The sequence below is a fragment of the Pseudomarimonas salicorniae genome (genome assembly GCF_023156535.1).
Taxonomy (GTDB): Bacteria; Pseudomonadota; Gammaproteobacteria; order Xanthomonadales; family Xanthomonadaceae; genus Pseudomarimonas; species Pseudomarimonas salicorniae.
Window position 1 is genome coordinate 285,395 of the sequence record NZ_JALNMH010000003.1, and the last position, 21,077, is coordinate 306,471.

Here is a 21,077-nt window from a genome sequence, read left to right on the forward strand (position 1 = left end):
GGCGCCCAGCGCCCGCCCCGCTCAACAAGGACTTTCCGTGTCTGCCATCGCCCTCCACCACGCCGACGGCGTCAGCACCCTCACCCTGAATCGGGCCAAGGTCCACAACGCATTCGACGACGCCCTGATTGCCGAGCTGACCGAACGCCTGCGCGAGCTGCAGGAAGACGACCGCGTCCGCGCGGTGGTCCTCACCGGCGAGGGCAAGTCGTTCTCGGCCGGCGCCGATCTTGGCTGGATGCGGCGCATGGCCGAGGCCAGCGAGAAGGAAAACCGCAAGGACGCCCGCCAGCTGGCCAAGCTGATGCGCGTACTGAACGGCCTCGACAAGCCGACCATCGCCCGGGTCAATGGCGCGGCCTTTGGCGGCGGCGTCGGCCTCGTCGCCTGCTGTGATATCGCCATCGCCGCCGAGTCGGCCCGCTTCGGACTGACCGAGACCCGCCTCGGCCTCGTACCGGCGGTGATCTCGCCCTATGTCATCGACGCTATCGGCGCGCGCCAGGCGCGGCGCTGGTTTCTTACCGCCGAGACCTTCGACGCCACCACCGCCGAGAAGATGGGCCTGGTGCACCAGGTGGTCGCCGATGCCCAGCTCGATGGCGCGGTGCAGGAGATCGTCGCCCGCCTGCGCGAGGCCGGCCCGCGAGCGGTGATGGAAGCGAAACGCCTTGTAGCGCGGATCGCCCATCCCGAGCCCAAGCTTCGTCGCGAGCTGGACGAAACCAACGCCGACCTGATCGCCACCCTGCGCGTCGGCGAGGAAGGCCAGGAGGGGCTTCAGGCCTTCTTCGACAAGCGCAAGCCGCGCTGGGCGCGCGACTGAGGCCAACATGGATACCCCTGCCCTTGTCTCCAGCGTCCTGATCGCCAACCGCGGCGAGATTGCCTGTCGCATCATCCGCACCTGCCGCCGGCTTGGCATCCGCAGCATCGCGGTCTACTCGGACGCCGATGCCCGCGCCCGGCACGTCAGGCTGGCCGACGAGGCCTGGCATATCGGCGGCTCGCGGCCGGCCGACAGCTACCTGCGCATCGAGGCCGTCCTCGACGCCGCCCGGCGCAGCGGCGCTGCCGCCATCCATCCGGGCTACGGGTTTCTTTCCGAGAACGCCGAGTTCGCCGAGGCGGTGGAGGCCGCAGGCATCGTCTTCATCGGCCCCCGCGCCGCCTCGATGCGCAAGCTCGGCTCCAAGGCCGGCGCCAAGGAACTGATGGCCGAACATGGCGTTCCGGTTGTGCCCGGCTATACCGGCGCCGACCAGGACCCGGCCTTGCTGCGCCGTGAGGCCGGTCGAATCGGCTACCCGCTGATGATCAAGGCCGCCCACGGCGGCGGCGGAAAGGGCATGCGCGTCGTGCGCGAGGACGCCGAGTTCGAGGCGGCGCTGGCCTCCTGCCAGCGCGAGGCCGCCAATGCCTTCGGCCGCGACCGGGTACTGCTCGAGCGCTACATCGAGCAGCCGCGCCACATCGAGTTCCAGATCTTCGGCGACCAGCACGGTGGCCTGCTGCACCTGAACGAACGCGAGTGCTCGGCGCAGCGCCGCTACCAGAAGGTGCTGGAGGAGACCCCCTCGCTGGCGCTGGACGCGGCGCTGCGCGAGAGGATGGGTGCTGCGGCCGTCGCCGCCGGCCGCGCGGTCGACTACATCAACGCCGGCACCGTCGAGTTCATTCTCGGTGCGGACGGCCAGTTCTATTTCATGGAGATCAACACCCGCCTGCAGGTCGAGCATCCGGTCACCGAGTGCGTCACCGGGCAGGACCTGGTCGAATGGCAGCTGCGTGTGGCTTCCGGGCAGCCGCTGCCGCTGTCCCAGGAGGAGATCCGCCCGAGCGGCCATGCGCTGGAGCTGCGTCTGTACGCCGAGGACGCGGATCGCGGCTTCATGCCCGGCTCGGGCACCCTGCACCGCCTCGAGCTGCCCGCGGCCGAAGACGGCGTGCGTATCGATGCCGGCGTCGACGAGGGCGACGCGGTGACGGTCTTCTACGATCCGATGATCGCCAAGCTGATCGTCCACGCCGCCGATCGCCCGGCCGCACTGGCGGCCATGCAGCGTGCCCTTGCCGCCTGCCACGTGGTGGGTACGGCCAGCAACATCGGCTTCCTGGAGAGACTGATCGACCATCCGGCGGTGCGCGAGGCGCGCATCGACACCGGCTACCTCGACCGCCACCTCGACGAGTTCCTGACCCGCCCGGAGCAGCCGCCAATCGCGGTGCTCGCCGCTGCCGCCGCGCTGCGTCTCGACCAGGAGCGGGACCTTGCCGCCGCCCAGGCTGCGGGCGGCCCCGACCCGAACTCACCGTGGGCCCTGGCGGACGGCTGGCGGATCGGCCAGGCCGGCAGCCAGCCGATGAGCCTCAGCTGGCGCCAGGAGCGCTACGAGCTCGCCATCTCCGGGCATGCCGAGGCCTTCGATTTTTCTCACGCCGGCGCTCGCCATGTCGTGCGGCCGACCGCGCGAACGGCGCAGACGCTCTCCTTCGAACTGGACGGGCGGATGCACCGGCTGCCGGCGCGGATCGGTGGCGATGATCTGATCATCCACTTCGAGGGCCGCCGCTACGTCATCGGTACTCCGGCACCTTTCGGCTTCGAGGCCGCAGCCGTCGGCGCCCAGGACAGCCTGCGCGCGCCGATGCCCGGGCGCATCGTCCAGGTGCTGGTCGAGCTGGGTGCCGAGGTCGAGGCCGAACAACCCCTGCTGGTCATGGAGGCGATGAAGATGGAACTCACCCTTCGTGCCCCGCTGGCCGGCACCGTGGCCCAGCTCGAGGCGCGCAACGGCGAGATCGTCGAGGCCGACGCGCTTCTGGTGAAACTCGAGGCGCGGTCGTGAGCGACGAGCGCGTTCGCATCGTCGAGGTGGGGCCGCGCGACGGCCTGCAGAACGAGCCCGGCCGCGTCCCCGCCACCATCAAGATCGAGCTGATCGAACGGCTGGCCGACTGCGGCCTGCCCTGCGTCGAAGCGACCAGCTTCGTCAGTCCCAAGTGGGTGCCGCAGCTGGCCGATGCCGAGGAGGTGTTCCGCGGCATCCGCCAGCGCGAGGGCGTGCGCTATCCGGTGCTGGTACCCAACGAGGCCGGCTATCGGCGCGCCCGGGAGTGCGGCGCTGAGGAGATCGCCATCTTCGCCGCCGCCTCCGAAGCCTTCAGCCGCAAGAACATCAATGCCGGTATCGCCGAGAGCCTGGAGCGCTTCCGTCCGGTGATGGAGCAGGCCCGCGCTGACGGCGTCGCCGTCCGTGGCTATGTCTCCACCGTGCTCGGCTGCCCCTACCAGGGCGAAGTACCGGTGGCCGAGGTGGTCCGCGTCGCCGCCGCCCTGCACGCCATGGGCTGCTATGAGATCTCGCTCGGCGACACCATCGGCGCCGGCACCCCGCGCCAGGCCCGGCAGATGCTTGAGGCGGTCGCCGCCGAGGTGCCGATGCAGGCGCTGGCCGCGCACTTCCACGATACCCGCGGCCAGGCCCTGGCCAATCTCTACGCCTGCCTCGAAGCCGGCGTGCGCGTAGTCGACGCCTCGGTCGGTGGACTCGGCGGTTGTCCTTACGCGCCCGGCGCCAGCGGCAATGTGGCCACAGAGGACGTGGTCTACATGCTGGAAGGCTGTGGCCTCGACAGCGGCGTAGACCTGTCCGCGCTGATCGAGACCGCCCGCTGGATCAGCGGCCGCCTTGATCGCGAGGTGGGCTCCCGGGTAGGCCGCGCCGGCTCCTTCGACGCCTCGCCCCGGGCTTGCTGAGCGCAGCACGTCGGGCCCTTGCAACGGGCGCCGTTTTAGCCGCTAGACTGGCCGCATGACCCGCCCCGCCCCGGACCTCGCCGGCAACACCGCGCCGTCTCCCGAGATGGATGCGGCCGCCGAGGTCGAACGCCTGCGTGACGCCCTGGTCGAGGCACGTTCCAGCCTTGCCACCCTGATCGACGCCGTGCCTGACGCGGTCAGCGTACTGGCCAGCGACGGTAGCATCCGCGAGGTCAACCTCGCCGCCTGCGAGGGCTTCGGGCGGAGCCGGGAGGAGCTGGTCGGCATGCGTATCTACGAGCTCAGCCCCGACATCCCACCCGATCGGATCCAGCAGGTCATCTTCGACCACGACGACGGCGAGCCGTTCGTCCATGTCACCGACAATGTCCGCGCCGACGGCAGCCGGTTCCCGGTCGAGGTGCATTCGCGGGTCTTCCTGCTCCACGGCGCGCCGCATGTGCTGGCGGTGGCGCGCGACATCACGCGGCGACGGGAGGAGGAGGCCCAGCGACGCGAGAGCGAGACCCGCTACCGCGACCTGCTGAGGGCGATGGACAAGGGTGTGGTGGTGCAGGATGCCGAGGGCCGCATCAACTCGGTCAATCCGGCGGCCTGCCGGATGTTGCGGCGGAGCGAGGAGGAATTGCTCCGCGGCGACCTGGCCGGCGGAACCTGGCGCTTCCTCTCCCAACAGGGAGAACCGCTGGCGCAGGAGGAGCTTCCTGCCTGGCGGGCTTTGCGCGAGGGACGCACCATCGAGAACACCGTGGTCGGCGTGTTCGACCCTGAGGCCCAGTGGCGCAGCTGGCTCAGCGTCACCTCCACGCCGATTGCCCGCGATCCGGGCGGCGAGCCGTTCCAGGTCATCTCAACCTTCGATGACATCACCGTCCTGGTCCGGGACAGCGAGCTGTTCCTGCGCACCCAGCAGCTGGCCCGGATCGGCAGCTGGGCGCTGGATCCGCGCAGCGGCGAGATGTTCTGGTCGCTTCCGCTTTACAAGATGCTGGGCGTGCACGAGTCGGAGCCGGTCGACCAGGACCGTCTGCTCGCCCATATCGCCGAGGCGGAGCGCGAGACGCTGGGCCTGGCGCTGGCCGAGGCGCGCCGCGACGGTGTCGCCTTCGACATCGAATGCCGAACGCTGTCGCGCCGCGGCAGCCACCGCTGGGCGCGGATCATCGGCGAAGCGCAGCTGCGCGACGGCAGCGTCTTCGAGGTCAGCGGGACGCTGCAGGACATCACCAAGGACAAGCTGCTCGAGGACACCCTGCGCCGCCAGGGGCTCAGCGACCCCCTGACCGGCCTTGCCAACCGCGAGGCCCTGGTCGAGCGTCTGGGCAACGCCCTGCACCAGGCCCGCATGGAAAACGGTCCCGCCATCCTGCATGTCGATCTGGACCGCTTCAAGGTCGTCAACGACCTGCTCGGCCACGAGAACGGCAATGCCCTGGTGCGCGCCGCGGGCGTGCGCCTAGCGAAGCTGGTCGACGAGTCGGTCACGGTCGGTCGGCTCGAGGGTGACGAGTTCATGCTGGTGCTGTCGACCGGTGGACTGCCTGCCGCGGAGGCCCTGGCCGGGCAGATCAATCAGGCCTTCCACGCCCCCTTCCTGCACGAAGGGGAGGAATTCTCGATCACCGCCTCGATCGGCATCGCCCGTTTTCCCGGGGATGGCGCCACCGTTCAGCAGCTGATGCAGAACGCCGACGCCGCGATGGCCGAGGCCAAGCGCCGCGGCCGCGACACCTGGCAGGCCTTCAACCCGGCGCTGGCCCAGCAGCTGTCCGATCGCCTGGTACTGGAAACCCAGCTGCGCCGCGCGCTGGAACAGGACGAATTCCACCTTGTGTACCAGCCGCAGGTAGATCTTGCGGACGGTTCGCTGTTGCAGGTCGAGGCGCTGCTACGCTGGAACAACCGGCTGCTGGGACCGATGCGTCCGGATCTGTTCATCCCGGTTGCAGAAACCACCGGCGACATCGTGCGCATCGGCGCCTGGGTGATCGACGAGGCCTGCCGTCAGCTGACCGCATGGCGCGCGCAGGGCCTCTCCCTGCGTCGGGTCGCGGTCAACGTCAGCTACCGGCAGTTCCTCAATGAGGACTTCGAGCAGCATGTGCTCGGCGCCCTGCGCCGCTACGGCCTTGACGGCGACAGCCTGGAGCTGGAGATCACCGAGCGGGTGCTGCTCGAGGACGACGGCGACGTGGTAGACACCCTGCAGCATCTGAAGTCGCAAGGCGTGGCGATCAGCATCGACGACTTCGGCGAGGGATACAGCTCGCTGGGCTATCTCAAGCGCCTGCCCATCGACGCCCTCAAGATCGGCCACCATTTCATGCGCGAGGTACCGGCCAGCGCGACCGATGCGGTGATCTGCCGCTCGATCATCCAGATCGCCCACAGCCTCGGGCTGACCGTGGTCGGCGAAGGCGTCGAGCACGATGCCCAGCGTCGCTTCCTGCTCGAGCACGGCGCCGACCTGGCCCAGGGCTATCTGTTCGCGCGGCCGCTGCCGGCCAGCGAGCTGGCCGCCTATCGCCCGCCCGGCGAGACGGCCTGATCGGCAGCGCGGAAGTCCACCAGCCTTGCGGTAGACTTCCGGGCTTTTCCAGGAGGACAGGGCCATGAAGCTCGATCAGGTCAAGGCGATCATCACCGGCGGCGCGTCCGGACTCGGGCACGCGGTCGCCCAGCATCTGGCCAAGGCGGGCGCCGCGATCAGCCTGTTCGACGTCAACCAGGAGAAGGGCGAGGCCGCAGCCCGTGCGCTCGGTGCCAAGGCGCGCTTCGCGCGCGTCGACGTCACCGACGAGGCCGCGGTCAGCGCAGCCGTCGCCGCGGCGGCAGAGGCCATGGGCGGCCTGAATGTCGCCATCAACTGCGCCGGCGTGCTCGGCGCCGGACGCGTGCTGGGCAAGGAAGGCCCGATGGCGCTGTCCCAGTTCGAGACCACCGTGCGCATCAACCTGGTCGGCAGCTTCAACGTGGCCAAGGCCGCCGCCGCGCAGATGCAGGGCAATGAGCCCGGCGAGGACGGCGAGCGCGGCGTGGTGATCCACACCGCCTCGATCGCTGCCTACGAAGGCCAGATCGGCCAGGCCGCCTACTCGGCCTCCAAGGGCGGCGTGGTCGGCATGACCCTGCCGATGGCCCGCGAGTTCGCCCGCATCGGCGTGCGCGTGATGACCGTTGCCCCCGGCGTGTTCCACACCCCGATGGTCGACGGCATGCCGCAGGCGGTCTACGACTCGCTCTGCGCCCAGGTCCCCTACCCCTCGCGCCTCGGCCGCGGCGAGGAATTCGCCGACACCGTCGCCTTCATCCTCGGCAACCGCTACCTCAACGGCAGCGTGATCCGCGTCGACGGCGCCGTGCGGCTGGCGCCGAAGTGAGACTGTGATTCGTGATTCGTGATTCGTGATTCGAAGAAGCACGTGATCGCCATCGTATCGTTTCACCTTGAGCTTCGCCCCGGCGAGAACGACTCGCTTCCTCCTCAACCAATCACCAATCACCAATCACCAATCACGGCTCTTACATGAAAGCCTCCGAAGTCAAACGCGGCAACGTCATCGAACACATCAACGGCATCTACCAGGTGCGCGATATCGAGCGCAGCGCGCCGACCGCGCGCGGTGGCAACGTGACCTTCCGCTTTACGCTGTACAGCATCCCCGGCGGGCAGAAGCTGGACCTCTCGCTGCGCGCCGATGACGACCTGAAGGAAGTCGACCTCGTCCGCCGCGCCTCGACCTTTTCCTACAAGGAAGGCGAGGCCTTCGTGTTCATGGACAGCGAGGACTACACGCCGTACCAGCTCGACGCCGATGTGGTCGGCGAGGCCGCGGGCTACATCACCGAGGGTCTGGAAGGCTGCTTCGTGGCGGTGATCGACGACCAGCCGGTCGCCCTGCAGCTGCCGCCGACGGTGACCCTCGAAGTGGTCGACACCGCGCCCGAGATGAAGGGCGCCACCGCGACCAAGCGGCCGAAGCCGGCCACCCTGAACACCGGCATCGAGATCCAGGTGCCCGAATACATCACGGTCGGCGAGAAGATCCTGGTCAGCACCCTCAGCGGCGAGTTCTCCGGCCGGGCCTGAACGCGCGCTGGCCCGGGCACGTCCGTCCGGGTCACTGCCAGCCGCTCGGGGCGTCACGATAGGCAGCTGTCGTGTTGCCCAAGGAGGATAGGTGGACATCGCGCTGTGGATCCTTGCCGGCTTGATGGTGCTGCTGGGCATCGCCGGCATCGTCCTGCCGGCCCTGCCCGGCGTCGCCCTGGTCTGGGCTGGCCTGCTGGTCGGTGCATGGGCCGATGGTTTCACCCACGTCGGCTGGGGCGTGCTCGCCGTATGCACCGCGCTGATGCTGTTCGCCCTGCTCGTCGACCTCGTCGCGGGGGTGCTGGGTGCAAAGCGCCTGGACGCCCACTGGCTGGCGCTGGTCGGCGCCGGGGTCGGCACCGTGCTCGGCCTGTTCACCGGCCTCATCGGACTGATCTTCATGCCCCTGCTCGGCGCGATCACCGGAGAGTGGATCGCCCGCCACCGCGAGCCGGGCATCGCCCGCCGCGCGGCCCGGGTCGGTGTCGCCACCTGGATCGGGATGCTGGTCGGCACTGCGGTGAAGATCGCCTGCGCCTTCATGATGCTCGGCCTGTTCGCGGCCGCGATGCTGATCTGATCGCCTGCGGGCGCGAACGAGTCCGACCGGACACCCTTCCAGCCCGGAGCTGGCGCCTTCGCGCAGCAACTACCACCCCGACCCACAGCGAGCGCTCCCTTCGGGCGCGATGCAGACCTTCCGCAAAACCCGAACGTAGGAGCCAGCTTGCTGGCGATCCTCCCGTCCGGGGGCGCCTATCGCCAGCAAGCTGGCTCCTACATTCAACGGCGATGCAAGGTCCGGTCTGCGCCGCCAAGTAGACCTTGCCGCAGTCAAATTGTGGGAGCGCCCTCGGGCGCGACCGCTGCGCTACGGATTCACCACAGACCGAGGCCACAGCGAATTTCCGCAGTCGCGCCCAAGGGCGCTCCCACAGTCGGGCTTCGTTGGGCGTCGGCGAAGCCCCATAGGGTGTGCCTTGGCGCACCGATACGGGCATTCGGACGGTATGCCCGGTGCGGCGAGCCGTACCCTATGAATGTCCGCTTCGCGCCCGTTGTTCGCGTCCGCCGAATGCCCCCAGGCCTGCACGGCCCGGGCCGGCTCAGAACCAGCCCCAGGCCAGGTCCTCGAATTGGGCCTCCCAGTCGGCGCCGGTTTCGGCGCCGCGCCCGAGGGCGATGACTACGCCGCTTCGGCCGGCGATCACCGGGTGTCCCGGATGGTCCCGCACGCTGGCTGACTGCCCGGGCAGCGGCTGACCACGGTCATCGGCCAACCAGAATCCGCACCAGCCATCGTCGCGGACGTGCAGGTGGACGCGGTAGTCGACCTCGTCCCGCAGTCCCTCGTCGAGCAGCCGCGCCTCGCGAAACAGGAAGTTTCCGCCGGGCCAGAAGCTCTCGATCTGGGCACCGCGGGCGCCGCCGAAGCGGTCCCCGGGGGCGCCGGGGAAGCTGGCCGGTCGCAGGGCCTGCGAGGTGTCGCCCCAGGTCAGGCCACGGCCCGAGATGGTCCGCGGTACGCCCTCGGCGTCGCGCCCCAGTTCGGCGCGCAGGACAACGGCGAAATGCGAGGCAGGCGAAGCGGCCTGCATGCCCTCGCTGCGGAAGCGGAAGCAGAGCCACTGGGTGGTCGCGCCATCCGGCCGTGCGACCTCCGGCACCTCGAAGAAGTGCCGGCTGGCCTCGTGGTCGCGGCGGAAGACGAATCGGGCCATTGCCGCCGCAGGAAAGGGATCAGTGCTGGTGGCCGCCCGGACCGTGGATATGGCCGTGAGCGATCTCCTCCTCGCTGGCCTCGCGCACCTCGACCACCTCGATGGCGAAGTTCAGGTTCTGGCCGGCCAGCGGATGGTTGCCATCGACGGTCACCTGGTCATCGCTGACCTCGGTCACGGTCACCGACATCACGCCCTGCGGGCCGCGGGCCTGGAACTGCATGCCGACCTCGATGCTGTCGACGCCCTGGAAGGCCGAGCGCGGCACGGCCTGGATCATGCCCTCGTGGCGCTCCCCATACCCCTCGGACGGCTCGACCTTGACCTCGAAGCGCTCGCCGGGCTTGCGACCAGCCATGGCGTTCTCGAGGCCGGGAACGATGGTGCCGGAACCATGCAGGTAGGCCAGCGGCTCGCGACCGCTGGAGGTGTCGATGACCTCGCCGGCGTCGTTGGTCAGCGTGTAGTGGAAGGAAACAGCGGTATTCTCGGCGATCTGCATGGGGTGCCCTCGATATCGAAACGGTTCCGCCCGCGGCGGATGACCGACCACCGTAGTGCATCCACGGGGCTCTGGCAAACAGCGGAATCGGACTGGATGCCCGGGCTCTGCTAGAATTCCGGGTCTTTTTTCCGGCCGGCGGCCCCGCCCCGGCCCAGCACGGGAGAGCCCATGGCGCACGCAGACCTGCTCAAGTCACTCGGACTTGGCGAGTTCAATTCCGGAACGTACCTCGGCAACGGCGAGTGGTCCAAGACCACCGACGCCGGCCTGATCGAGGCCAACAACCCCAGCTCCAACGAGGTCATCGCCAAGGTCCACGCCAGCAGCGAGGCCGACTACGAGCGGATGATGGAGCGCGCCCTGGCCGCGCAGGTCGCCTGGCGCAACCTGCCCGCGCCGCGCCGCGGCGAGGCCGTGCGCCTGTGTGGCGACGCCCTGCGCCGGCACAAGGATGCGCTCGGCACCCTGGTCAGCCTCGAGATGGGCAAGATCAAGCCCGAGGGCGACGGCGAGGTGCAGGAGATGATCGACATCGCCGACTTCGCGGTCGGCCAGTCGCGCATGCTCTACGGCCTGACCATGCATTCCGAACGCCCGGGCCACCGCATGTACGAGCAGTGGCACCCGATCGGCCTTGTGGGAATCATCAGCGCCTTCAATTTCCCGGTCGCGGTCTGGGCCTGGAACGCGTTCATCGCAGCGGTCTGTGGTGATGTCTCGATCTGGAAGCCCTCGCCGAAGACGCCGCTGACCGCCATCGCCTCGATGAAGATCTGCAACGAGGCCCTGCGCGAGGCCGGCTTCCCGGACATCTTCTTCCTGTTCAACGACGCCGGCACCGAGCTGGCCGCGCGCTTCGTCGACGACACCCGCATTCCGCTGATCAGCTTCACCGGCTCGACCCGGGTCGGCCGCCAGGTCGGTGTGCAGGTCGCCAAGCGCATGGGTCGCTCCCTGCTGGAGCTGGGCGGCAACAACGCGATCATCGTCGACCAGACCGCCGACCTGAAGCTGGCCATTCCGGCCATCGTCTTCGGCGCCGTCGGCACCGCGGGCCAGCGCTGCACCACCACGCGCCGCCTGTTCGTGCACAGCTCGATGCATGACGAGCTGGTGGAGAAGCTGGTGGCCGCCTACCAGCAGGTCGAGAAGCGCATCGGCGACCCGACCGACCCGGCCACCCTGATGGGACCGCTGACCGACCAGGCCTCGGTGCAGCGCTATCTGGCCGCGATCGAGAGCGCCAAGAAGGCCGGCGGTACCCTGCGCACCGGCGGCAAGGTGCTCGACCGCCCGGGCAACTTCGTCACCCCGGCGATCATTACCGGGGTCGGCAACGACTGTGAAGCCGTGCAGACGGAAACTTTCGCGCCGATTCTGTATGTTATGCCCTTCGAGGAACTGGACGAGGCCATTGCGATGCAGAACGCAGTCCCGCAGGGCCTGTCCTCGGCGATCTTCACCCTGAACGTTCGCCATGCCGAGCAGTTCCTATCGGCCTCCGGATCCGATTGCGGCATTGCCAACGTCAACATCGGCACCTCGGGCGCCGAGATCGGTGGCGCCTTCGGTGGTGAGAAGGAGACCGGCGGCGGCCGTGAGTCGGGCTCGGACGCCTGGAAGGCCTACATGCGCCGCCAGACCAACACCATCAACTACACCGACGCGCTGCCGCTGGCCCAGGGCATCAAGTTCGACTTCTAGGAATCGCCATGAACGCCACCCAGCGCACCAGCACCGCGGCCATCATCAGCCTTGTCTTCGGCATCGTGTCGTGGATCGCGCTGCCGCTGCTGGGCGCGCTGGTGGCCATCGTCGCGGGCCACATGGCCCGCGCCGAGATCCGCAGGGAACGGATCGACGGCGACAACCTGGCCCTGATCGGCCTGGTGCTGGGCTATCTCAACATCGGGCTGACCATCCTCCTCTTCCTTGCCGTGGTCTTCGGCGTGCTCAGCCTCGGGGTGCTGGCAGCGCTGGGCGGAGCCGGCTGAGATCACAGACACCCCGTGTATCCCCTCTTCCGACCCTTCCTCTTCTCGCTCGATCCCGAGCGTGCCCATGCGCTTGGCCTGAAGGCCATCGACACCGCCTGGCGCCTCGGCCTGCGGCCCCTGGTCGCCCTTCAGCCCAGGCCGCTCAAGACCAAGGCGTTCGGACTCGAGTTCCCGAACCCCGTCGGCCTCGCCGCGGGTATGGACAAGAACGGCGAGTACATCGACGCCCTGGCCGCGCTCGGCTTCGGCTTCATCGAGATCGGCACGACCACGCCGCGCCCGCAGGAGGGCAATCCGAAGCCGCGCATGTTCCGCCTGCCGCGCGCCCAGGGCGTGATCAACCGGCTCGGTTTCAACAACGCCGGCGTCGACGCGCTGGTGCGCAATGTGGAGGCAAGCCGCTTCACCGGCATCCTCGGCATCAACATCGGCAAGAACCGGGACACCAGCAACCAGAACGCAGTCAACGACTACCTCTACTGCCTGCAGAAGGTCTACCCGCTGGCGAGCTACGTCACCATCAACATCTCCAGCCCCAACACCCAGGGGCTGCGTGACCTCCAGGGCGAGGACGCGCTGCGACGGCTTCTCGGCCGCCTGCGCGACGCTCAGGAGACGCTCGGCTCGCGCACCGGCACGCGCAAGCCGATGCTGGTGAAGATCGCACCCGATCTCGACGACGGCGCCATCGACAACATCGCCAAGGTATTGACCGAGGCGAAGGTCGACGGGGTCATCGCCACCAACACCACGGTGAGCCGAACCGAGGTCGAAGGCCAGCCACACGCCAGCGAGGAAGGCGGGCTATCCGGCAAGCCGCTCTACGGCCACAGCACCTACGTGCTGCGTCGCCTGCGCGCGCACCTGCCGAAGTCGATGCCGGTGATAGGCGTCGGCGGCATCCTGAGCGGTGCCGACGCGGCCGGAAAGATTGCCGCGGGAGCAACCCTGGTGCAGATGTATACCGGCCTGATCTACCGCGGCCCGGACCTGGTCCGCGAGTCCGTCGATGCCATCCGCCGCCGCCGCGAGGCGCCCAGCAGCACCGGGTGACCCTCGTCGCCCTGGCCCGCCTCCGAAGCGCGGCGCCCTTGAACCTACAGATTCACTGATGCAGCCGCCGATGGATTCCCTGCCCGAGATGAGCGGCTACCTGCTCCGCGAGAATGCCCCGCTTCAGGCGCGCAACACCTTCGGCGTGCCGGCCACCGCCGACCTGCTCGCCGAGGTGCGCAGCCTGGAAGGCCTGCAGCAGCTGCTCGATGCGCCCTTCGTGCAGGGCCTGCCGATGCTGGTGCTCGGCGAGGGCAGCAACCTGCTGCTGGTCGGCCGGGTGCCGGGCCTGGTGCTGAGCCTTGGATTGCCCGGGCTGAAGGTGATCGACGAGGACGCCGGACGCGTTCGCGTGCTGGCCGAGGCCGGCGAGCGCTGGGACGACCTGGTCCGATGGAGCGTCGGCCGGGGCCTGCACGGCCTGGAGAACATGGCCCTGATCCCGGGTTCGGTGGGCGCCTGCCCGATCCAGAACATCGGTGCCTACGGGGCCGATGTCTCGCAGACACTGGCCTGGGTCGAGGCCTGGGACCTCGATACCCGGCGACTGCGCCGACTCGACCGGACCGAGTGCGCCTTCGGCTATCGCGACTCGCGGTTCAAGCGCGAATCCGGACGCTGGATCATCCTGCGCGTTGCCTTCGACCTGCAGCGCGAGGCGCCGCTGCGCCTCGACTATCCCGGCGTGCGGGAAGAGCTGGCGGTGATCGGCGTCGATCCGCCGCGACCGCTGCACGTGGCCGAGGCCATCTCGCGCATCCGCGCGCGCAAGCTGCCCCTGCCCGCCCTGCTCGGCAACGCCGGCAGCTTCTTCAAGAATCCCGAGATCCCCGGCGCGCGGATCGAGGCGATGCTGGAGCGGCATCCCGGCATGCCGAACTGGCCGGCCGCCGAGGGCCAGGTCAAGCTATCCGCTGGCTGGCTGATCGAGCAGGCCGGCTGGCGCGGATTCCGAGAGGGCGATGCCGGGGTCGCCGAGCAGCACGCCCTGGTCCTGGTCAACCACGGCCGCGCCGATGGCGCGCAGATCCTCGAGCTCGCCCGGCGCATCGCGGCCTCGGTGCGCGAGCGCTTCGGGGTCGATCTCGAGCCCGAGCCACGCCTGGTGGGCGCCAGCTGGTGAACCCGGCCGGGGAAGGCCAGCTACTGACCACCCGGGCCGCCCTGCTGATGGTCGGAGCCGCCCTGCTGTTCGGAGCCATGGTGATTACCATCCGCCTGGCCTCCCACCACATGCATCCGTTCGAGGTGGCCTTCATGCGCAACCTGTTCGGCCTGCTGTTCGCCCTGCCCCTGCTGGCCCGGGCCGGCCTCGGCCTGCTCCGCACCGACAAGCTCTCGCTGTACTTCCTGCGCTGCGGCATCGGCATCGTCTCGATGCTGTGCGGCTTCTGGGCGATTGCCCACCTGCCGCTGGCCCAGGCCGTGGCGATCTCCTACTCGACGCCGATCTTCATCACGATCGGCGCGGTGCTGGTGCTTGGCGAGGTGGTCCGGGCGCGGCGCTGGACCGCAGTGGCGCTCGGCTTCATCGGCGTGATGGTCATCGTGCGTCCCGGCGCCGAGGGATTCAGCTACGCCAGCCTCGTTGCGCTCACCGCGGCGATTGCCAGCGGCATGGTGGCGATCAGCATCAAGATCCTCTCGCGCACCGAACCGGCCGACGCCATCGTCCTGTTCACCACCCTGATCTGGGTGCCGCTGTCTTTCGTCCCGGCCCTGTTCGTGTGGGTCTGGCCTTCACCCGCAGGCTGGATGTGGGGGGCCCTGTCGGGTCTGTTCGGCACCGCCGCCCACTGGTTCTGGACCCGCGCGCTGCGCGCGGGCGACGCCTCCGCACTGACCCCGATCAGCTTTCTGCAGCTGCCGGTGGTGGCGGTGCTGGCCTGGTGGCTGTTCGCCGAAACGCCCGACGTGTTCACCCTGGCGGGGTCGGCGGTGATCTTCATCAGCACCGCCTATATCGCAAGGCGCGAGGCCGTTCTCGCCAAACGCGCCCTGCACGCCGCCCAGGCGCCGACGCCCCCGCGGTAGGCGCGGCGCGAGGTCTGCTTCGGGCGCGAACCGGACATTCATAGGGTGCGGCTTGCCGCACCGGGCGTACCGTCCGAACGCCCATATCTGTGCGCCAAGGCACCCCCTATAGGCCTTCGCCGACCCCCAACGGTGCCCGACTGTGGGAGTGCCCTTGGGCGCGACCGCGGCGCTACAGATTCACCTCAGACCGCGGCCAGAGCGGAACCCCGCGGTCGCGCCCAAGGGCACTCCCACAATTTGACTGCGGCAAGGCCTGCTTTGCGGCGCAAACCGGACCTTGCAGCACCGTTGCGTGTAGGAGCAAGCTTGCTGGCGATCGTCCCGTCCGGGGCGCCTATCGCCAGCAAGCTGGCTCCTACATTTGGGATCTGCGGAAGGTCTGCTTTGCGCCCTATCCGGCCTCCGCCACGCCTCTGCTCAGGCAGCGTCGGAGCGGCCGAAGCGGCGTTCGACGTAGTCGTCGATGATCTGCACGAACTCGCGGGCGATGTGCTCACCGCGCAGGGTCATGGCCTTGCTGCCGTCGATGAACACCGGGGCGGCCGGCGCTTCGCCGGTGCCGGGCAGGGAGATGCCGATGTTGGCGTGCTTGCTTTCACCCGGGCCATTGACCACGCAGCCCATCACGGCGAGCGTCAGGCTCTCGGCGCCGGGGTGCGAGATGCGCCAGGTCGGCATGCGCGCGCGAACGTGCTCCTGGACGGTCTGCGCCAGCTCCTGAAAGAAGCTGCTGGTGGTGCGGCCGCAGCCGGGACAGGCGGTGACCATCGGGGTGAAGGCGCGCAGGCCCATGGTCTGCAGCAGCTCCTGGGCGACGATGACCTCCTGGGTGCGCGATGCGCCGGGTTCCGGGGTCAGCGAGATGCGGATCGTGTCGCCGATCCCTTCCTGCAGCAGGACCGCCAGCGCCGCGGCCGAGGCCACCATGCCCTTGCTGCCCATTCCCGCCTCGGTCAGTCCAAGGTGCAGGGCGCAGTCGCTGCGCCGGGCCAGCTCGCGGTAGACCGCGATCAGCTCCTGCACGCCGCTGACCTTGGCCGAAAGCACGATGCGCTCGGCCGGCAGGCCGATGTCCATCGCCTTGGCCGCGGAATCGACGGCCGAGCGGACCAGAGCCTCGCGCATCACCGCGCCAGCGTCCCAGGGTTCGGCACGGGCGGCGTTCTCATCCATCAGGGCCTGGGCGAGGCTCTGGTCAAGGGAGCCCCAGTTGACGCCGATTCGCACCGGTTTGTCCCAGCGCAGCGCGGTCTCGATCATGCTGGCGAACTGCAGATCCTTCTTCTTTCCGAAGCCCACGTTTCCCGGGTTGATCCGGTACTTGGCCAGCGCTTCGGCGCAGCCGGGCTCGTCGGCCAGAAGCTGGTGGCCGTTGTAGTGGAAGTCACCGATCAGCGGCACCGAGACGCCCATCATGGCCAACCGGTCGCGGATCCGCGGCACGGCGGCGGCAGCCTCCCGCGTATTGACCGTGATCCGCACCAGCTCGGAACCGGCACGGGCCAGTTCGCTGATCTGCTTCGTGGTCGACTGCACATCGGCCGTGTCGGTATTGGTCATCGACTGGACCACGACCGGCGCACCGCCGCCCATGGTCACCCCGCCGATGCGGACCTGGCGCGTGCCGTGCCTGGGCTGGGTGCCGAGCGCAGAGGGTGTCGGGCTCACGCCGCACCTCCGCTGCGCTGGGCGGTCAGGAGCACATAGTCGCCCGCATTCTCGGCGACGGTGGGGGATTCGGCCATCTCTCGCATGCTCACCGGTTCGTCGAGGTCGCTCATGTCGGGCACGCGCAGCACCTCGATCTGCTGCGCACCGGCCTCAATCGTGCCGGCGGCCGAGAAGTGCAGCGCACCGTTGGCCTCGCCGTGCACCGGCTGGTACTCGATACCGCGAAGCGGCAGCCGCCCCTCGCCGTCGAGCAAGCGCAGGGCGACCGGACGCACGCGACGCGAAAGGAGCTGGACGCCGGCATCGACGCAGCCGTCGGCGTCGTAGCGCAGCCAGCGGATCACCCCGAGCAGCCACTGCCGCTCTTCGCCTTCTTCCGGCACCGAAAGGCCGATCAGCTCGCCCACCCGCGCCTTGACGCCCTCCTCGGCTTCCCAGTGCAGGTGGTAGCCACCCAGACTCTGGTCGGCGACCACCGCGGACTGCAGCGGGATCCGGCCAGCGTCGACCGCGGCATGCGCCCAGACGGCGCGCTGCGGCGCCTTGCTGTCGGGCGCTGATTCCTCGCTGTCGCCTGCCTGCCGCAGAAAGGTATCGAAATCGACCAGGCCCGCCAGGTGGAAGTGCAGACCCGACAGGCCGATCGCCGTGTCGAGCTGGTGCTGGGCGGCCAGTCGGGTGTTGCGCCGGGACTGGCTGCGCCCCCAGCCGCCACGCAGGCGCGACAGCAACTCAGCCGGCATGGACCTGGGCTTGCCATCGCTGCCCCGGATCTCCACCTGATCGCCTTGCGCCCCGGCGAGGGCGGCGTCGATCTGTTCGCGCAGCGTCGCGACGCTGATCCAGAGCCGGGCGGTGTCGTCATCCTCACGCTCGCTGGCGATGTAGCCCGGGCCGCGATCGCTGTCCAGCGGAACGGCCAGGTCATCCTCCTGCTCGCGCTTCTCGGTGATCGAAACATGACCCGCGAGCTGGGGACCGAGCTCGGCCAATTCGCCCTGCTCGCGCTGCGAGAAGCGATACGGATTGGACACTGCGATCAGGAGCGCATGAGCGTAGATCGATCTCGGGCTCAGCGCCTGTTTCGCGCCAGCGTCGTCGACCGCCTTGTCCTGCAGTCGCACCGACTGCGCGAACGCGTAGAGGCGATGCAGCTGCAGCCAGATTCCCGGTGGCGGCTGACGATAGACGAAGTACGCGTGGGCCAGGCAGCGCGCCGTGTGGAAGAGGGCACGTTCTAGGGCAAGCGCCACGTTTCCACCGCGCAGCAGCGGCACCTTGCCGGCCGGCGCGCAGTACTCGACCAGGGCAAGCCGGTATCCGAGGGCAGTCTCGTGTTCAATCAGCTGCAGCCGGTCGAACAGCCGCGCCTTCGGCGGCGGCAGCGGAATCGGGCTGCTCTGGCACTGTTTGAGCAGGGTCTGCATAACCTCGAGCAACATCGGCCGGAGGATTTCCATCACCGCCAGACGCTGGCCGCCATCGAGTCGCTGGCCGCGCAGGTTCACCAGCGCCTTCTCCAGCATGTCCCCGGTCACCGCCTGGTTGGCCCTCGGCAGCGCATTGACCCAGGCCGAGGCGCGTCGCGGATCGGCGGGGAAACTGTCCGCGCCGGGCGCCGAGCGCGGAGCAAGTCCGTCGAGGAGATCGCTGTATGGCTGGCTCATTGGGGGAAGTCCGGTAGCAACCCGCATAGCTTAAGCGTTGTGCGGTGAACAGCGTAATGCCGGCAGCCGCTTCGACCCCGCGGGTGAAATGCCCTTCGCTAGGCTGATATGATCGGGACGGGGCTCAGCGCTGGGGGGCGCAGCATGACGGAACGATTCCGCATTGCGGTCGTAGGATCGGGACCAGGAGGACTGTCCGCCGCAGCGCGGGCCGCGGAGCGCGGGATTCCCCACGTCCTGCTCGAGTCCGAAGCCCATCTTTCGAACACCATCTACCGCTACCAGAAGGGCAAGCACGTCATGGACGAGCCCGGCATCCTGCCGCTGCGCTCGCCCCTGCCCTTCACCGCGGGCAGCCGCGAAGTGATCCTCGGCGCCTGGGACGATGGCGTTGCCGCGCTGAAGGTCAACGTCCGGCACGGCGCCGAGGTGACCGCCATCAAGAAGCAGGAGGCCGGGCACTTCGTCATCACCACGCGGGCCGGCACGTACGAGGCCGACAACGTGATCCTCGGCATCGGCCTGCAGGGCAACATCCGCAAGCTCGGCGTGCCGGGCGAGGACCTGCCCTTCGTCCAGTACCAGCTGGATGACCCCGACGAATACGCCGGCGAGACCATCGTCGTCATCGGCGCCGGCGATGCCGCCATCGAGAACGCGGTCGCCCTGTCGAAACAGAACGAGGTGATCATCGTCAACCGGCGCGACGAGTTCGCCCGCGCCAAGCAGGGCAACCTGGACCTGATCCTCAAGCACATCGACGATGGCAGCATCACCTGCTACTACGGCGCCGCACCGGAGAAGGTCGAAGCGCTCAGCGTCGGCCGCAAGCCGGGACGCATCGTGCTTGCCACGCCCAAGGGCCGCGCGCAGATCCTCTGCGACCGGGTCATCGGCCGCCTGGGGGCCACCGCGCCGCGCGGCTTCGTCGAGTCGACGGGCGTGCAGTTCCCGAGCAAGGATCCGGCCTCCGTGCCGGCCATCAGCCCGCAGTACGAGAGCAACGTCAAGGGCCTCTACATCGTCGGCGCCCTGGGCGGCTATCCGCTGATCAAGCAGGCGATGAACCAGGGGTACGAGGTCGTCGAGTACATCCTCGGCGAGAAGGTCGAGCCGGCCGACGAGCCGCTGCTGCGCGACAAGTTCAAGAACATGCCCGGCTTCAGCACCGTCGAGGCGGCGCTGAAGCGGGTCCAGGACAACGTCCGTCTGCTGTCACACATCACGCCGCTGCAGCTGCGCGAGTTCATGCTCGACTCCGACGTGCGCACGCCCAAACAGGGCGATGCCGTGTTCCGCCGGAACGACTACACCAACAGCTTCTACTGCGTGGTCGACGGCACGGTGGAGGTCGAGGTCAACGCCGAAACCGGCCAGCGGATCAGTCTTGGCCGGGGAGAGTTCTTCGGCGAGATGAGCCTGATCTCGGGTCGCCGCCGTTCGGCCAGCGTGTTCGCCGGCCCCGGCTGCGTCCTGGTGGAGACGCCGCGTCGCTCGATGACCAAGCTGATCAACTCGGTCGCCGCGGTAAAGCGCGAGATCGATCTGGTCTTCATTACCCGCGCCATCCAGCAGCGCTTCGCCCCGAACACCGCCTCGGCCGACCTTGCCGACATCGTCGCCGACGCCGAGATCTGCAAGTACCAGGCCGACGAGGTGCTGTTCGGCGAGGGTGACCCCGGCGACTCACTGCACCTGGTCCGGGTTGGCTCGCTGACCATCTCGCGCAATATCGGCGGCCGGGAGATCGTCCTGTCCTACGTCCCGGCCGGCAACTACGTGGGCGAGATGGCCCTGCTCGGAGATTCCACGCGTTCGGCCACGGCCCGAGCCGCGGTGGCGACCGAAACCGTCCGGCTAGGGGCCGATGCCTTCAAGAAGCTCCTCGCCCGCGACCCCGGCCTGCGGCTCCAGCTGCAGGCCGAGTACCGCCAGCGCGCCGCTGCCAACCTTGCCATGCAGCAGGCCGGGCGCGGCGCCGACATCATCTCCTTCCTCATGCAGCAGGGCGTCGGTGAAGCCACCGACGTGCTGCTGATCGACGAGTCGCTCTGCGTGCGCTGCGACAACTGCGAGAAGGCCTGCGCGGAAACCCACAAGGGCACATCGAGGCTGGACCGTGAAGCCGGCCCCACCTTCGCCAACGTACACGTGCCGACATCCTGCCGCCACTGCGAGCATCCGCACTGCATGAAGGACTGCCCGCCGGACGCGATCCACCGCACCCCGGACGGCGAGGTGTTCATCGGCGACAACTGCATCGGCTGCGGCAACTGCGAGCGGAACTGCCCTTACGGCGTGATCCACATGTCCGGGCGCAAGGAGAAGAAGCCGGGGCTGCTCAGCTGGCTGATGTTCGGCAGCGGCAGCGGCCCGGGCGAGGCGCCCTACGCCAAGGACAGCAAGGCCTCCGAGAAGAAGGCCGTGAAGTGCGACATGTGCAAGGACATTTCCGGTGGGCCGGCGTGCGTGCGCTCCTGCCCGACCGGCGCTGCAATCCGTATTTCCCCGGAGGAACTGGTGGGCTATGCGCAATCCCGCAACTGAGC

17 protein-coding genes are annotated in these 21,077 nt (G+C 68.8%); 13 read left to right on the forward strand and 4 right to left on the reverse strand.

Translation table 11 applies throughout. The features are described 5' to 3' along the window. The first annotated feature begins 37 nt into the window (after nucleotides 1-37). From M0G41_RS05535 to M0G41_RS05565, 7 genes are all read left to right on the forward strand, one after another. Nucleotides 38-826 carry an enoyl-CoA hydratase/isomerase family protein gene (locus tag M0G41_RS05535; RefSeq protein WP_248206241.1) on the forward strand — a complete coding sequence of 263 codons (789 nt, stop codon included), beginning with the start codon at nucleotides 38-40 and terminating at the stop codon, nucleotides 824-826. A gap of 7 nt (nucleotides 827-833) precedes the next feature. Then, nucleotides 834-2,849: an acetyl/propionyl/methylcrotonyl-CoA carboxylase subunit alpha gene (locus M0G41_RS05540; protein WP_248206246.1), complete on the forward strand. Its 2,016-nt coding sequence runs from the start codon at nucleotides 834-836 to the stop codon at nucleotides 2,847-2,849. Further along, a complete protein-coding gene (locus M0G41_RS05545) occupies nucleotides 2,846-3,760 on the forward strand; it encodes a hydroxymethylglutaryl-CoA lyase (RefSeq protein ID WP_248206247.1) in 915 nt (304 codons plus the stop codon). Before M0G41_RS05540 ends, M0G41_RS05545 begins: the two co-directional genes overlap by 4 nt. A 55-nt stretch (nucleotides 3,761-3,815) precedes the next feature. Beyond that, nucleotides 3,816-6,332, forward strand: a complete 2,517-nt coding sequence (locus M0G41_RS05550; protein ID WP_248206250.1) for a sensor domain-containing protein — start codon at nucleotides 3,816-3,818, stop codon at nucleotides 6,330-6,332. 64 nt (nucleotides 6,333-6,396) lie between these two features. Then, nucleotides 6,397-7,164, forward strand: coding sequence for an SDR family NAD(P)-dependent oxidoreductase (locus M0G41_RS05555; RefSeq protein ID WP_248206252.1), 768 nt, complete (start codon nucleotides 6,397-6,399; stop codon nucleotides 7,162-7,164). Nucleotides 7,165-7,310: 146 nt separating this feature from the next. Next, nucleotides 7,311-7,874 carry an elongation factor P-like protein EfpL gene (efpL, locus tag M0G41_RS05560; RefSeq protein ID WP_248206254.1) on the forward strand — a complete coding sequence of 188 codons (564 nt, stop codon included), beginning with the start codon at nucleotides 7,311-7,313 and terminating at the stop codon, nucleotides 7,872-7,874. Nucleotides 7,875-7,998: 124 nt separating this feature from the next. Beyond that, nucleotides 7,999-8,457 carry a DUF456 domain-containing protein gene (locus M0G41_RS05565; protein WP_248206345.1) on the forward strand — a complete coding sequence of 153 codons (459 nt, stop codon included), beginning with the start codon at nucleotides 7,999-8,001 and terminating at the stop codon, nucleotides 8,455-8,457. Between the two features lie 526 nt (nucleotides 8,458-8,983). Here the strand turns inward: M0G41_RS05565 and M0G41_RS05570 are convergent. Together M0G41_RS05570 and M0G41_RS05575 are read right to left on the reverse strand one after the other, a co-directional pair. After that, complete coding sequence (locus M0G41_RS05570) at nucleotides 8,984-9,598, reverse strand: hypothetical protein (protein ID WP_248206255.1); 615 nt, start codon at nucleotides 9,596-9,598, stop codon at nucleotides 8,984-8,986. A gap of 19 nt (nucleotides 9,599-9,617) precedes the next feature. Further along, a complete protein-coding gene (locus tag M0G41_RS05575) occupies nucleotides 9,618-10,100 on the reverse strand; it encodes an FKBP-type peptidyl-prolyl cis-trans isomerase (RefSeq protein WP_248206259.1) in 483 nt (160 codons plus the stop codon). Nucleotides 10,101-10,271: 171 nt separating this feature from the next. Here M0G41_RS05575 and amaB point away from each other — a divergent pair, with 171 nt between their 5' ends. The 5 genes from amaB to M0G41_RS05600 all read left to right on the forward strand — a co-directional run bounded on the left by amaB (nucleotide 10,272) and on the right by M0G41_RS05600 (nucleotide 15,187). Beyond that, nucleotides 10,272-11,807: an L-piperidine-6-carboxylate dehydrogenase gene (gene amaB, locus M0G41_RS05580; protein ID WP_248206261.1), complete on the forward strand. Its 1,536-nt coding sequence runs from the start codon at nucleotides 10,272-10,274 to the stop codon at nucleotides 11,805-11,807. An 8-nt stretch (nucleotides 11,808-11,815) separates the two neighbouring features. Continuing rightward, complete coding sequence (locus tag M0G41_RS05585) at nucleotides 11,816-12,097, forward strand: DUF4190 domain-containing protein (RefSeq protein ID WP_248206264.1); 282 nt, start codon at nucleotides 11,816-11,818, stop codon at nucleotides 12,095-12,097. A gap of 15 nt (nucleotides 12,098-12,112) precedes the next feature. Continuing rightward, complete coding sequence (locus M0G41_RS05590) at nucleotides 12,113-13,153, forward strand: quinone-dependent dihydroorotate dehydrogenase (protein ID WP_248206267.1); 1,041 nt, start codon at nucleotides 12,113-12,115, stop codon at nucleotides 13,151-13,153. 70 nt (nucleotides 13,154-13,223) lie between these two features. Beyond that, nucleotides 13,224-14,276 carry a UDP-N-acetylmuramate dehydrogenase gene (murB, locus tag M0G41_RS05595; RefSeq protein WP_248206269.1) on the forward strand — a complete coding sequence of 351 codons (1,053 nt, stop codon included), beginning with the start codon at nucleotides 13,224-13,226 and terminating at the stop codon, nucleotides 14,274-14,276. A gap of 47 nt (nucleotides 14,277-14,323) precedes the next feature. Continuing rightward, nucleotides 14,324-15,187, forward strand: a complete 864-nt coding sequence (locus tag M0G41_RS05600; protein ID WP_248206348.1) for a DMT family transporter — start codon at nucleotides 14,324-14,326, stop codon at nucleotides 15,185-15,187. A gap of 420 nt (nucleotides 15,188-15,607) precedes the next feature. On the opposite strand, the gene ispG is transcribed toward M0G41_RS05600, so the two are convergent. After that, nucleotides 15,608-16,858: a flavodoxin-dependent (E)-4-hydroxy-3-methylbut-2-enyl-diphosphate synthase gene (gene ispG / locus M0G41_RS05605; protein WP_248206271.1), complete on the reverse strand. Its 1,251-nt coding sequence runs from the start codon at nucleotides 16,856-16,858 to the stop codon at nucleotides 15,608-15,610. Continuing rightward, nucleotides 16,855-18,528 (reverse strand): hypothetical protein, encoded by a 1,674-nt coding sequence (locus M0G41_RS05610; protein WP_248206273.1) that lies wholly within the window; start codon nucleotides 18,526-18,528, stop codon nucleotides 16,855-16,857. Before M0G41_RS05610 ends, ispG begins: the two co-directional genes overlap by 4 nt. Nucleotides 18,529-18,672: 144 nt before the next feature. Between M0G41_RS05610 and M0G41_RS05615 the strand changes: the two genes are divergently transcribed. Further along, nucleotides 18,673-21,075, forward strand: a complete 2,403-nt coding sequence (locus M0G41_RS05615; RefSeq protein ID WP_248206277.1) for a cyclic nucleotide-binding domain-containing protein — start codon at nucleotides 18,673-18,675, stop codon at nucleotides 21,073-21,075. The last annotated feature ends 2 nt before the right edge of the window (nucleotides 21,076-21,077 follow it).